Consider the following 12286-nt stretch of genomic DNA (forward strand, 5'->3'; position numbering starts at 1 on the left):
GTGGCGAGATCCTCGGCGCCTCACGACCGCACCTCGACCAGCTCGGCGTCCATCAGGTCGGCCAGGGCGCGCAGGTCGGCGGCGCGGTGGCCGGTGCCGAGGGCCCAGTGGTGGGAGATGCCGGTGGCGCTCCAGGCGTCGGTCCACTCGCCCGGGTCGCAGCCGAAGTCCACCCGCGAGGTGGTGTTGCCGATCCGCAGGAGCGGCCCGCCGACGACCTCGCCCTCGGAGACGACGAACGCGAACCGCCCGTCGCGCCCCTGGCGCAGCCCGAAGGCGGTGACCGGGCCGTGGGCGACGTCGAACTCCACCGACACCCCGTACCCGCGCTTGCCGTGGTAGACGCCGAGGCCGCGCAGCAGCGGGCGGGTCGCGCTGATGGCGAGGTGCGCGGGGCCGTCGTGGCCCATCTCGACGTGGCCGCGCTCGAAGTCCAGCGCCTGGAACTCGGTGAACGACCCCCCGCCGCCCAGGCGGTCCATGATCAGCATGGCGAGCGAGGTGCGCAGCTCGTACTCCCCGGCGGCCGGGACGCCGCGCGCGGTGAGCAGCGAGGCGCCGAGGATCATGCCGGCGCCGAGCCGCTCGTGGACCTCCCCGTCCAGGCCGCGGTGGTAGTAGGCCAGGCTGTCCAGGGCGAAGTCGGCGACCAGCCTGTCGAGCCCGACCGACACGCGGGCGGCCCAGGCGAAGTCGTCCTCGTCCACCGAATCGGCCAGGTCGAACACGTCCCTGGCGTCGGACATGCGTTCCTTGACCTCGGGCTCGGTGACCTTCTCGACCCGGACCCGCAGGTCGTCGAACTCCAGGACCTCGACGTGGCCGCCGAAGTTGACCGGGATCAGGGTGAGGTCGGTGGCGACGTCGAGCATGCCGGGGTACAGGTGGCCCATGAGGCCGTGGCGGCCGCGCCGCAGCGCCCCCCGGATCCCGGCGGCCCGCACCCAGCGCCCGATCTTGGCCCAGGCGCGCTCGTCCTCCAGGTACCCCGAGACCGAGCGGAACGGGATGCCGGCCCTGATGAAGGTGTTGGCCATCTCCGGCAGCGGGCACGCCCCGCAGTAGGCGAGCCACTGGCCGGTGTCGAAGCTCGCGTGGTCCATCGACTCCGACGGCTGGAGGTTGATCAGCAGCACCGGCGCCCCGCTGCGCTGCGCGACCGGCAGGAGCATGGTCGCGGTCATGTAGGTGGTGAGGAAGCCGACGATGATGTCGCACCCGGCCTCGCGCAGGCGTTCGGCCGCCGCCGCGCCCTCCTGGGCGTCGGAGACGAACCCGGCGTCCACCACCTCGCAGCCGAGCGCGCGCATGCGCTCGCTCACGCGCTCGGCCGAGCGCGTGAGCAGGGGCAGCAGCTCGGGGAACTGGGGCCAGTAGGCCCCGAGGCCCCCGGCGACCAGCCCCACCTTGGCACCGGGGGTCGGCTGCGTGGTCATGACGATCTCCTCTCGCGCGGGGGCGCGGGAACGCCACACGGGGGGGTAAAAACGTTTTACTAGACTGTTCCCCGGACGCTAGACCCGCCGATCGAGCCTTGTCAATGGACTCCGCCTGGCCCTGGACGCGGGCCGGCCGCCGGATGCTTTGCGGGCTTTCGGCCGGCCGAACCAGCCGGAATCGGTAGAGTCACCGGCGATGGCCAACCACACGATCACCATGCAGTGGGACGAGATCCCCGAGAACGCCGACGATCTCGCCCTGGTCCAGGGCGGCGCGTTCCGCACGTTCCGCTGCGACTGCGGGACGCCCCTGCCGACCAGGGTGACCGCCGAGCTGCACGCCGCGGAGACCAACCAGTGCACCGCCTGCCTCGGGTCCGCCGACGAGGAGGTGGTCCCCGGGTTCGTCCGGCGCTGCTCGGCCTGCGCGGCCACCGGCCGGCGCAACGTCCAGCTCGTGTGGGAGGTCGCCCGAGGCGAGGCCGAACAGGTGATCACGATCAAGCTCGTCCGCGGCATCATCGACGCCTTCCCCGGCCCGTTCCGGCTCTCGGAGGTCGCCGACGCGACCCGCTCGGCCCTCGGCCTGCCGGTCGGCCGCCTGCCGGTCGGGCCCCGCGTGCGCGACCTGCTGCGCGAGCTGGAGGCGGCCGGCGAGCTGGTCATGCTGTCGGCGCCCGACGAGCTGCTGCGCGGCCCGTCGGTGGTGCTGTACCGGGACCCGCAGTGGCAGCGGGTCCCCGAACCCTCCCCCTAGCCGCGCCGGGCACGCGCCTCCCGGCGGCCCGGCCGTGGGACGGCCGCGCGAGGAGCGGGTGCCGGACCGCCCGGGGCGAGTGAGCGGCCCGGCCGTGCGACGGCCGTGCGAGGAGCGGGTGCCGGACCGCCCGGGGCGAGTGGGCGGCCCGGCGGGCGCCTGGTCAGTGACCGGCGCCGGTCATCGCGGCCCTGGCCTCGGCGGGGTCACCGGCCGCCAGGGCGAGCCGGGCGTGCTCCCGGCACTCCTGCATCGAGTGCCGGCCCAGCGCCTCCCGCACGCCGGGGACGCTCGGGGCGGCCATGGACAGGCTGCCGACGCCGAGCCCCACCAGCACGGTGGCGAGCAGCGGGTCGGCCGCCGCCTCCCCGCAGACGCCGACGGGCTTGCCCGCCTCCCGCCCGGCCTCGCCGCACATGGCGATCAGCCCGAGCAGCCCCGGCTGCCAGGGGTCGAGCAGGTCGGCCAGCTCGCCGTGCTGCCGGTCGGCGGCGAAGGCGTACTGCCCGAGGTCGTTGGTGCCGATGCTGAGGAAGTCGACCTCCGCCAGCAGGCGCCGCGCGTGCAACGCCGCCGCCGGCACCTCGACCATCACCCCGACGTGGCGCAGCCCCCGCGCGCGGGCGCGCCGGGCGAAGCCGGCCGCCTCGGCGACGGTGCTGACCATCGGCGCCATCACCCAGGTCTCGGCGTCGCTCGCGCGCGCCGCCTCGGCGATCGCGTCGAGCTGGGTGTCCAGGACCTCCGGCCGGTTCCGCGCGGTGCGCAGCCCGCGGACGCCGAGTGCGGGGTTGGCCTCCTCGGGCAGGCCGAGGAACGGCAGGGGCTTGTCCGACCCCGCGTCCAGGGTGCGGATCACCACCCGCCGGCCCGGCAGCGCCTGGAGCACGGCCGTGTACGCGGCGACCTGCTCGTCGAAACTGGGCGCGTCACCCCGGCCGAGGAACAGGAACTCGGTGCGGAACAACCCGACCCCCTCGGCGTCCCCGGTCCCGAGGTCGCGCGCCGAGCCGATGTTGAGCAGCAGCGGCACCGGGTGCCCGTCGGCGGTGCGCCCGGGTCCCCGGCCGGCGGACCGGCTCTCCCGCGCGGCCCGCGCCTCGCTCTGGACGGCGGCGGCGGTGTCCTCCCCCACGCCGATCGCGACCTCGCCGCTGGCGCCGTCGACGGTGATCCACGTCCCGTCGCCGATGCCGGCGGCTCCGGGGCACGCCACGATCGCGGGCATGCCGAAGGTCCGGGCGAGGATCGCGGTGTGGCTGGTCGGGCCGCCCTTCTCGGTGACGAGCGCGAGGACGGTCCCGGTGTCGAGGCCGGCGGTGTCGGCGGGCGCCAGGTCGTCGGCGATGAGGATGTACGGGTGGCCGGGGTCGGGCACGCCGGGCATCGGCAGGCCGAGCACGGCCGCGACGGCCCGGTTGCGGATGTCGTCCAGGTCGCCCGCGCGGTCGGCGAAGTAGCCGCCGGCCGCCAGGAGCGCCTCGCGGTGGTGGGCGCAGGCGGCGTCGACGGCGTGCGCAGCGGTGAGGCCCGCGCCGACCGCCTCCTCGACGGACTCGCGCAGGGCGGGGTCGGCCGCCATGAGGCTCTGCGCCTCCAGGATCGCCCGCGCGTCGGCGCCGGCGGCCTTGGCCGCGTGCTGTTCGAGGTGGCCGGCGACGGCCGCCAGCGCCGCGACCGCGAGGCCGATCTCCCTGGCGGGGTCGGTGACCGTGCCCCGCGGCGGCAGCACCGGCGGCCGGGCCATCCGGTGCGCCTGGCCCGCGGCGCGCCCGGGGCTGACCCCGAGTCCGCGCACGACGTCAGCCATCGGTGCCCGCCCTCCCGGCCCGCCCGCGCCGGATCGCGCGGCGCCCAGGCATCGCGCGGCGCTCAGGCGTCGCGTGGCGCCCAGGCATCGCGTGGCACCTAGGCGTCGCGTGGCGCTCAGGCATTGGGGTCCTCCGCGTCCAGGTCGCGCGCCAGGAGCTCGGCGAGGGCGTCCAGCGCCTCCTCCGCGCCCGGCCCCTCGGCCTGCAGGGTCACCGCCGTGCCCTGCTCGGCGCCGAGGGCGAGCACGCCCAGCATGCTGGTGGCCGGCACGGACGGCTTGTCGCCGACCCGCAGGCGTACGGGCACACCCTGCTTGGCGGCGGCCTGGACGAAGATCTTCGCGGGCCTGGCGTGCAGACCGCTGCGTGAGGCGATGGTGACGGTCTTCTCTGGCATGGCGGGGTTTCCTTAGGGTTCGACGGTGACCTTGATCGCGGTTCCCCGGCTCACGATGTCGATGCCCGCGAGGACCTCGCCGAGCGGGATCCGGTGGGTGATGAGATCGCCGACCGGCACCGCGCCGGTGGCGATCAGCTCCAGCGCCCGCGCGTTGTGCCGGGGGCTGGACCCGTTGGCGCCGACGATGGTCAGCTCGCGGTAGTGCACGAGGTTGGAGTCCAGCGCGATGAAGGGGTCGTCCTTGGGCAGGCCGCCGAAGAAGCTGATCCTGCCCTGGCGGGCGGCCATCTGCACCGCCTGCTGCTGGGCGGCCCCGGACGCGGCGGCCGTGATGACCACGTCGGCGCCCCGGCCGCCGGTCAGCTTGAGCACCTCGTCCACGACGTCGACGTCCCTGCCGCTGATCGCCTCGTCGGGCCGGACGAGGTCGGCGGCCATCGTGAGGCGTTCGGGGTTGATGTCGGCGAGGAAGACGCGCCCGGCCCCGCGCGAGCGGGCCAGCCGCACGTGCAGGCAGCCGATCGGGCCCGACCCGACGATGACCACGTCGTCCCCGTCGCCGACGCGGGCCAGTTCCTGGCCGTTGAGCACGCAGGCGAGCGGTTCGGCGACCGAGGCCTCGGCGAAGCCGACCCCCTCGGGGATCCTGTTCAGGCCGCCGACGGCCATGACCTTGGCCGGCACGATCGTGTACTCGGCGAACCCGCCGTCGTAGTGGTACCCCATGGACTCTTGGTTCGGGCACACGGTCATCCGGCCGCGCCGGCACTCCTCGCACTGCCCGCACGGGATCGCGGCGATCACCTGCACCCGGTCGCCCGGCGCCCAGCCGGTGACCCCCGCGCCGACCTCGGCGATCTCGCCGGCGATCTCGTGCCCCATGACGCGGGGCGGGCGGATGTGGTGGTGACCGTGCTTGAAGATCTTGACGTCGGTGCCGCAGGTGGAGCAGTTGCGTACGCGGATCTTGATCTCGCCGGGGCCCGGCGAGGGCTCCGGCGCGTCCTCCACGCGGATGTCACCTGGGGCGTGGAAGCGGGCGACCTTCACTCGGGCGTTTCCTCTCTTGTGGACGGCCCGCCCTCGGGCGGTTCCGCGTCTTGGCCGGTCTCCGGTTGCAGGAGCCGGACCACGAGCCCGACGTCGTCGGCCTCGCGCAGGGCCTCGGCGCGCTCGGGGTCGAGCAGGATCTGGGCCAGCTCCGACAGCAGCCGCACGTGGCCGTCGCCGCGCGCGGCGATGCCGATGCACAGCGTCACCGGGAAGCCGTCCCAGTCGACCCCGGCGGGGAAGCGCAGGACGCTGATCGCGTCGTGGTGGACGGCGTCCTTGCCGGCGAGCGTGCCGTGCGGGATCGCGACGCCCTCGCCGACGTAGGTCGAGATGGACCGCTCGCGGTCGATCATCGTGTCGATGTAGGACTCGTCGACGGCCCCCACGGCGAGCAGCGCCTGGCCGCACTGCCGGATCGCGTCGTCGCGCGACCCGGCCTCGGCCCGGAGCCGGACGGCCCTCGGGTCCAGGGGCAGCGGCGCCGTGTCAGGCATCGACGGTGCCGCCGTTCTTCATCGTGGCGATGAGCCTGGTCACCGCGGGGTCGCCGATGAACACCTGGAACGGCACCAGCACCTTGTCCGGCGCGGTCGCCTTGGCCCGGGCGGCGAGCCCTGCGTGGCACACCACGATGTCGGCGTCGGCCGGGATGGCGTTGACCGGGGTGTGCTTGACCTCGATGGAGAGGCCGGACAGGGCCTTGCGCAACTGGCTGGCCAGCATGACGCTGCTGCCCATCCCGGCGTCGCAGGCGACCACGATCTTCTTGACGTCCTTGCTGTCGATGCTCGGCATCCGCGGTCATCCCTCTCTGTTGACGGGCTGGATTTCCTTCTCGTCCCGCTGCGCGGCCGTCTCGGCACCCGTACCCACGGCCGCCGCCTCGCCCTCGGGAAGGCCGACGGCGGCGGCGTCGGGGGCCTCGCCCTCGGGTTCGTCGCCGTTGGCGCGGCCGAAGCCCAGCAGCGCCGAGGCCACGAGGAACGACACCCCGGCGGCCACCGCGATGCCGGCGATGACGCCGAACCAGCCGCCCCTGGGGGTGACCGCGAGGTAGGCGAAGATGCTGCCGGGCGAGGGGGTGGCGACCAGGCCGGCACCGGTGATCAGGAAGACCAGGACGCCCGACGCGCCGCCCGCGATCACCGCGAGGATCAGGCGGGGCTTCATGAGCACGTACGGGAAGTAGATCTCGTGGATGCCGCCGAGGAACTGGATGATGATCGCGGCGGGGGCGCTGGGGCGCAGCAGCCGGGGGCCGAAGAAGAAGTACGCGAGCAGCAGGCCGAGCCCGGGACCGGGGTTGGACTCCAGCATGAACAGGATCGACTTGCCGTTCTTCACGGCCTCGGCGACGCCAAGCGGGCCGAGGACGCCGTGGTTGATCGCGTTGTTGAGGAACAGCACCTTGGCCGGCTCGATGAGCACCGAGGCGAACGGGAGCAGGTCGTGGCCGATCAGCCACGAGACGCCGTCGCCGGCCACCCGGGTGATCGCCTGGACGACGGGCCCGATGCCCAGCACGCCGAGGATCGCCATCCCCGCGCCGACGATGCCGGCGGAGAAGTTGTCCACCAGCATCTCGAACCCGGCTTTGGTCCGTTCCTGGATGAACCCGTCCACCTGCTTGATCACGTAGGCCGCGAGCGGGCCGACGATCATCGCGCCGAGGAACATCGGGACGTCGGCCCCGACGACGACGCCCATGGTGGCGACGGCGCCGACCACGGCCCCGCGCTGCCCGTGGACCATGCGCCCGCCGGTGTACCCGATGAGGATGGGCAGCAGGACGCTGATCATCGGGCTGACCAGGGCTTCGAGCGTCTTGTTGGGCAGCCATCCCGTGGGGATGAACAGCGCGGTCACCAGGCCCCAGGCGATGAACGCGCCGATGTTGGGCATGATCATGCCGGCCAGGTGTCCGCCGAAACGCTGGATCGTCGCCTTGACGCCGGTTCCGTGGACCGTGGGGGTGTAGGCATCGGCCATGTGGGTCGCTCCTTCCGGGGTGGCCGGCGTGGCGCCGGCCGGGGTGGTGACGTGCCGCTTTCAGTCCCCGGGCGTCAGCGGCTTGTTGGGGTCGGGATTGAGGATGCGGACGTGGTCTCGGTGGATGTCCCCGGGCGAGGGCATCCGGCTGCCCGGCAGCGCCACGGCGGCCGAGGCCCAGGCGAGCGCCTCGACGAGCGCCTCGGGCCCGCGCGCTCCGGCGGCCAGGAACCCGGCGAGCATGGCGTCGCCCGCGCCGACGGTGCTGCGCGGCTCGCTCACCGGGCACTCGCCGTACCAGGCCTGGCCGTCCTCGACCAGCAGCGCGCCGTCGGGGCCGAGGCTCGCGAGGACGGACCTCGCGCCCATGGCCCGCAGCTTGCCCGCGGCGTCGAGCGCGTCCCCCAGCGACGCGATCGAGGCGCCGGTGGCCTCGGCGAGCTCCTCGCGGTTGGGCTTGAGCAGCGCCGGGGCCGAGGCGACGGCGGGGACGAGCGCGGGCCCGCTGGTGTCGACGGCGACGTTGATGCCCGCCTTGGTGAACCGCCGGCACAGGCGGGCGTACATGTCGGCGGGGACGCCGGGCGGGAGGCTGCCGGAGGCGACCACCCAGTCGGCGGACTCGGCGGCGCTGAGCACCGCGTCGGCGACGGCGTCCAGCTCGGCGGCCGAGAGCGCCGTGCCGGGCTCGTTGATCTTGGTGACGGTGCCGTCGGGCTCGGCCAGCGTGACGTTGGAGCGCGTGGGGCCGGCGACCGGCACGGTGATCATCTGGATGCCTTCTTGGGCGAGCAGGCTGATGAGCTGGCCGCCCTCGGCGCCCCCGTAGGGGACGACCGCGCACGACCTGATCTGGTTGGCCAGCAGCGCCCGGCACACGTTGACGCCCTTGCCGCCCGGGTCGAGGTGGGCGGTGGCGGCGCGGATGACGGTGCCCCGCGCCAGGGTCGCGATCTCGATCGTGCGGTCCAGGCTGGGGTTGAGCGTCAGGGTGAGGATCACGCCCGGACCACCTCCGGCCCGGCCGCCGCGACCTCGGCCGCCGTCGCGGGGTCGAGCCCGGTGTCGGTGACGACCATGTCGATCTCCGACAGGGAGGCGAAGCACGCGAGGTAGGTGTCGGCGAACTTGGTGTGGTCGGCGAGCAGCACGCTGCGCTTGGCCGCCTTGATCATCGCCCGCTTGATCGCCGCCTCGGCGGGGTCGGGCGTGGTCAGGCCCTTGGCCACCGAGCAGCCGTTCGCCGCCATGAACGCGACGTCGACGTTCAGCCGGGCGAGCGGGCGCAGCGCCCAGTCGTCCACGGTGGCGAGCGTGCGCCCGCGTACCCGGCCGCCGAGCATGATGACGTTGAGGTTGGCGCGCGCCGCCAGCGCCGTGGCCAGCGGCGGGGAGTTGACGATCACCGTGAGCTCCCGGTCGGGGGGCAGGATCTGCACCAGGCGGCCCGTCGTGGAGCCCGCGTCGATGATGATGGCGCCGTCGTCGGGGATCTCGGCGACCGCGGCCTTGGCGATGCGCTCCTTCTCGGCCGTCATCACCTCGTCCCTCGCGGCGAGCGCGGGCTCGAAGCCCAGGCGCTCGACCGGGATGGCCCCGCCGTGCACCCGGCGCAGCACGCCCGCACGCTCAAGGACGGTCAGGTCGCGGCGAATGGTCTCGGTGGTGACCGAGAACTCCTCGCCCAGCGTCACGACGTCCACCCTGCCGATGGCCCGTGCGCGCCGCAGGATCTCCTGTTGCCGCTCCTCGGCGTACATCGTGTTGATTCACCGCCGTTTCCAGTTGGTTTCGTCTTTGTTTATACCCGTACATGTTGGGTCGTCAAGGTTTCCAGGGCATTCTTCGTGGACGCCCGGTTGTGTGGAGAAAGGGGACATGGGGCAGCATGAGCCCGGTGACGCCCACCGCAGGAGGAACCATGGCGAAGATCTGCGTGACGGGGGCCGCCGGCCGGCTCGGACGGGCCGTCGTGCGCGACCTGCTGGACCACGGCCACGAGGTCGTGGCCACCGACGCCAGGCCAGGGCCACAGGACCTCGGAACGCAGGTGCTGCTCGCCGACCTCACCGAGTACGGCCAGGCGGCCGAGGTGCTCGACGGCGCCGGGGCCGTGGTCCACCTCGCCAACATCCCGGCGCCCGGGATCCACACGCCGTCGGAGACCTTCAACCGCAACACCACGATGAACTCGAACGTCTTCCTGGCCGCCGCGCGGGCGGGCGCCGGCCGCGTGGTCTGGGCCTCCAGCGAGACCACCCTCGGCCTGCCGTTCGACGTCCCCCCGCGCTACGCCCCCGTGGACGAGGACCACTACCCGTTCCCGACCTCGACGTACTCACTGTCCAAGGTGGTCACCGAGACCCTGGCCCAGCACATCTCGCAGTGGTCGGGCATCCCGTTCGTGGGCCTGCGGTTCTCCAACATCCTCGGCCCTGCCGACTACGAGGACTTCCCCGGCTACTGGCGGGACGCGACGCTGCGCAGGTGGAACCTGTGGGGGTACATCGACGAGCGTGACGCCGCCGCGGCCTGCCGCCTGGCCCTGGACGCCCCCGCCGAGGGGGCGCGCGCCCTGGTCATCGCCGCCGCCGACACCGTCATGAACCGGCCCTCGGCCGAGCTGATGAAGGAGGTCTTCCCCGGGGTGGAGATCCGGCGCGACCTCGGCGAGTTCGAGACCCTGCTGGCCATCGACGCCGCCCGCGACGCCCTCGGCTTCGTCCCCCGCCACTCCTGGCGCGACCACCTCTGACGCGCCCATCCGGTGGGGACGCTCGCGGTCGCCATCGGGCGCCTCACCCGTGGGGGGCCTCGCGGTCGCCTGGCCCGCGCGGGCGCCCGGGCGGTGTGGTCAGACGCCGGACAGCACGAGGGTCAGCAGGGCCGTGCCTCCCCCGGCCGCGGCCCCGGCGACCACCTGGGCGGCCGTGTGGTGGGCCAGGCGTACGCGCGCCCAGCACACGACGGCGACCACCACCGCGCCGCCCGCGAGCGTCGGCGCCACCGGCAGGACGCGCGCCAGCACCAGCACAGTGCCCGCCGACACCGCCGCGTGGAAGGAGATCTTCCACTTCAGCGTCACCGGGACCGTCACCGCCAGGCCGGCCAGCATCGCGGCCACCGTGGCGACCAGGAGCCGGGGCGCGCCGAGCCCCGCCAGCAGCGCGAGCGCCGCCACCACGGCCGCGACCGCCACCAGCAGCGGCGCCGTCCTGCGCGAGCGGTCCACGATGTGCCGCGAGTCCAGGCGCCCTGACCGGACCCCGAGGGCGATCACCAGCGCCGGGACGCCCCCGCACAGGCCGGAGGCCAGCAGCCCCCAGCGGAATCCCGGCCACCCGTCGGAGACCAGGCCCACGACGGGCGGGAGCCCGATGACGAGGACCTGGGGGGCGAAGATCTCGGTGATCCACCGGGCGACACGGTCGGAGACGCCGGCCCCCTCCTCGGCACTCGCCACGCGCTGGCCACTCATCGGCGCTCCCCCGTGCTCCCCGTCGAGTTTCCCCGGAGCTACGCAGACTGCCACACCTCGGCGGCCGCACCCCCACGACGCGACGACCGCTCCGATCATGTCGGCGCCCGGCCGGATTCCCGCGACGCGCCGAGCGTGCCGGCGACCGGCCGGAACCGGCCGAGGCCGGACCAGGTCACGGCCGGTGGCGAAAACCTTCGGACGCCTATAATCCCAGGGAGATCAGTGTCATGGGAGGGGCATGGGAGACGCCGGACCCCTGGTCGTCGGAGTGGACGGCGGCGGCACGAGCACGCGCTGCCTGCTGGCCACGCTCGGCGGGGAGATCGTCGCCCGGGGCCGGGCCGGAGGGGCCAACCCCCGCTCCGCGCGCGACCCCGGAGGCAACCTCGCCCGCGCCCTCACCGAGGCGCTCTCCCTGCTCCCGGCCGGTTCCGGCCCCGCCGACGTCGCGGGCGGGGTGTTCGGGCTCGCCGGCGCGAGCGAGGCGGGCCTCAGGCAGGCGCACGCCCTGGCCGCCGCCGCGTGGGGGGCCGCCGGGCTCCCGGGCCTGCCCGCCGTGGTCACCGACGTCCTGGTCGCCTTCGCCGGCGCGACCCCCCGCCCCACGGGCAGCGTGATGATCGCGGGCACGGGGGCGGTGGCCGCCCTGGTCGTGGACCGCGAGATCGCGCGGCGGTGCGACGGCTACGGGTGGCTGCTCGGGGACGAGGGCTCGGGGGTGTGGATCGGCAGGCGCGCGGTCCAGTCGGCGCTCGCCGCCCTGGACGGCCGCGGCCCCCCGACCGTGCTGACCGCCCGCGTCCTGCCCACCCTGACCCAGGACCCCCCTCCGGCCACCTCCGACGGTGGGGAGCCGGTGGGGGAGGCGCTCGCGCAGGCCGTCATCGCGGCGGTGTACGACAGGGAGCCCGCGCGCCTTGGCCTGCTCAGCCCGGTCGTGGAGGCCGCCGCCCGGGAGGGCGACCGGGTGGCGCTCACCATCCTGGACGACGCCGCCCGCCTGCTCCTGCGCACGCTGGCGACCGTGGATCCCGGCGATCCCGGGCTGCCCGTGGTGCTCGCCGGGTCGCTGCTGACCCGGCCCACCATGGTGGGCGAGCGGGTCGGCAGGGCCCTGCTCGGCCGCCCGGTCGTCCTGGCGCACGACGGCGCGGCCGGCGCCGCCGCCCTGGCCCTGCGCGCCGCCACGGCCGAGGGCGCGTCCCACCCGAGACCCGCCGCCGAGGCCGAGACCGCCCACCGACGCCTCCTGACCCCCACGCAAAACGCCTGAATCGGCCCCCCACCAACCCCTGTGCGAAGCACCTGAAACGGCCGCCGACGCCGCGCAGGGTGCCTGAAACACCCGCCGACGCC

General features: G+C 74.5%; 13 protein-coding genes. 3 read left to right on the top strand and 10 right to left on the bottom strand.

Going from position 1 to position 12286, the window contains the following annotated elements:
• Positions 1 to 20: 20 nt before the first annotated feature.
• The gene (locus tag NYZ98_RS32750; protein ID WP_262847470.1) at positions 21 to 1436 is read right to left on the bottom strand and encodes an L-fucose/L-arabinose isomerase family protein; all 1416 of its coding nucleotides are present in this window, start codon (positions 1434 to 1436) and stop codon (positions 21 to 23) included.
• A gap of 199 nt (positions 1437 to 1635) precedes the next feature.
• Here NYZ98_RS32750 and NYZ98_RS32755 point away from each other — a divergent pair, with 199 nt between their 5' ends.
• Positions 1636 to 2196, top strand: a complete 561-nt coding sequence (locus tag NYZ98_RS32755; RefSeq protein ID WP_262847471.1) for a hypothetical protein — start codon at positions 1636 to 1638, stop codon at positions 2194 to 2196.
• A 163-nt stretch (positions 2197 to 2359) separates the two neighbouring features.
• Here the strand turns inward: NYZ98_RS32755 and ptsP are convergent, their stop codons facing one another.
• The 8 genes from ptsP to NYZ98_RS32795 form a co-directional block, all read right to left on the bottom strand.
• Complete coding sequence (gene ptsP / locus NYZ98_RS32760) at positions 2360 to 4006, bottom strand: phosphoenolpyruvate--protein phosphotransferase (protein ID WP_262847472.1); 1647 nt, start codon at positions 4004 to 4006, stop codon at positions 2360 to 2362.
• Positions 4007 to 4122: 116 nt separating this feature from the next.
• A complete protein-coding gene (locus NYZ98_RS32765; protein ID WP_262847473.1) occupies positions 4123 to 4404 on the bottom strand; it encodes an HPr family phosphocarrier protein in 282 nt (93 codons plus the stop codon).
• Positions 4405 to 4416: 12 nt separating this feature from the next.
• Positions 4417 to 5457 (bottom strand): zinc-dependent dehydrogenase, encoded by a 1041-nt coding sequence (locus NYZ98_RS32770; RefSeq protein WP_262847474.1) that lies wholly within the window; start codon positions 5455 to 5457, stop codon positions 4417 to 4419.
• Positions 5454 to 5954 carry a PTS sugar transporter subunit IIA gene (locus NYZ98_RS32775; protein WP_262847475.1) on the bottom strand — a complete coding sequence of 167 codons (501 nt, stop codon included), beginning with the start codon at positions 5952 to 5954 and terminating at the stop codon, positions 5454 to 5456. The genes NYZ98_RS32770 and NYZ98_RS32775 overlap by 4 nt, the downstream gene beginning before the upstream one ends.
• Positions 5947 to 6255 carry a PTS lactose transporter subunit IIB gene (locus tag NYZ98_RS32780; protein ID WP_262847476.1) on the bottom strand — a complete coding sequence of 103 codons (309 nt, stop codon included), beginning with the start codon at positions 6253 to 6255 and terminating at the stop codon, positions 5947 to 5949. The genes NYZ98_RS32775 and NYZ98_RS32780 overlap by 8 nt, the downstream gene beginning before the upstream one ends.
• A 6-nt stretch (positions 6256 to 6261) precedes the next feature.
• Positions 6262 to 7449 (bottom strand): PTS mannitol transporter subunit IICB, encoded by a 1188-nt coding sequence (mtlA, locus tag NYZ98_RS32785; protein ID WP_262847477.1) that lies wholly within the window; start codon positions 7447 to 7449, stop codon positions 6262 to 6264.
• Between the two features lie 60 nt (positions 7450 to 7509).
• Positions 7510 to 8451 carry a 1-phosphofructokinase gene (gene pfkB / locus NYZ98_RS32790; RefSeq protein ID WP_262847478.1) on the bottom strand — a complete coding sequence of 314 codons (942 nt, stop codon included), beginning with the start codon at positions 8449 to 8451 and terminating at the stop codon, positions 7510 to 7512.
• Complete coding sequence (locus NYZ98_RS32795; protein ID WP_262847479.1) at positions 8448 to 9209, bottom strand: DeoR/GlpR family DNA-binding transcription regulator; 762 nt, start codon at positions 9207 to 9209, stop codon at positions 8448 to 8450. Before NYZ98_RS32795 ends, pfkB begins: the two co-directional genes overlap by 4 nt.
• A 161-nt stretch (positions 9210 to 9370) precedes the next feature.
• On the opposite strand from NYZ98_RS32795, the gene NYZ98_RS32800 reads away from it, so the two are divergent.
• Entirely contained in the window at positions 9371 to 10204 is an 834-nt protein-coding gene (locus tag NYZ98_RS32800) for an NAD-dependent epimerase/dehydratase family protein (protein WP_262847480.1), read from the top strand.
• A 99-nt stretch (positions 10205 to 10303) separates the two neighbouring features.
• On the opposite strand, the gene NYZ98_RS32805 is transcribed toward NYZ98_RS32800, so the two are convergent.
• On the bottom strand, positions 10304 to 10927 hold the full coding sequence (locus tag NYZ98_RS32805; protein ID WP_262847481.1) for a hypothetical protein: 624 nt from the start codon (positions 10925 to 10927) through the stop codon (positions 10304 to 10306).
• A gap of 241 nt (positions 10928 to 11168) precedes the next feature.
• Between NYZ98_RS32805 and NYZ98_RS32810 the strand changes: the two genes are divergently transcribed.
• Entirely contained in the window at positions 11169 to 12203 is a 1035-nt protein-coding gene (locus NYZ98_RS32810) for an N-acetylglucosamine kinase (RefSeq protein WP_262847482.1), read from the top strand.
• Positions 12204 to 12286 lie beyond the last annotated feature (83 nt).

Origin of the sequence: Sphaerisporangium corydalis (assembly GCF_025506355.1) — a bacterium.
Taxonomy (GTDB): Bacteria; Actinomycetota; Actinomycetes; order Streptosporangiales; family Streptosporangiaceae; genus Sphaerisporangium; species Sphaerisporangium corydalis.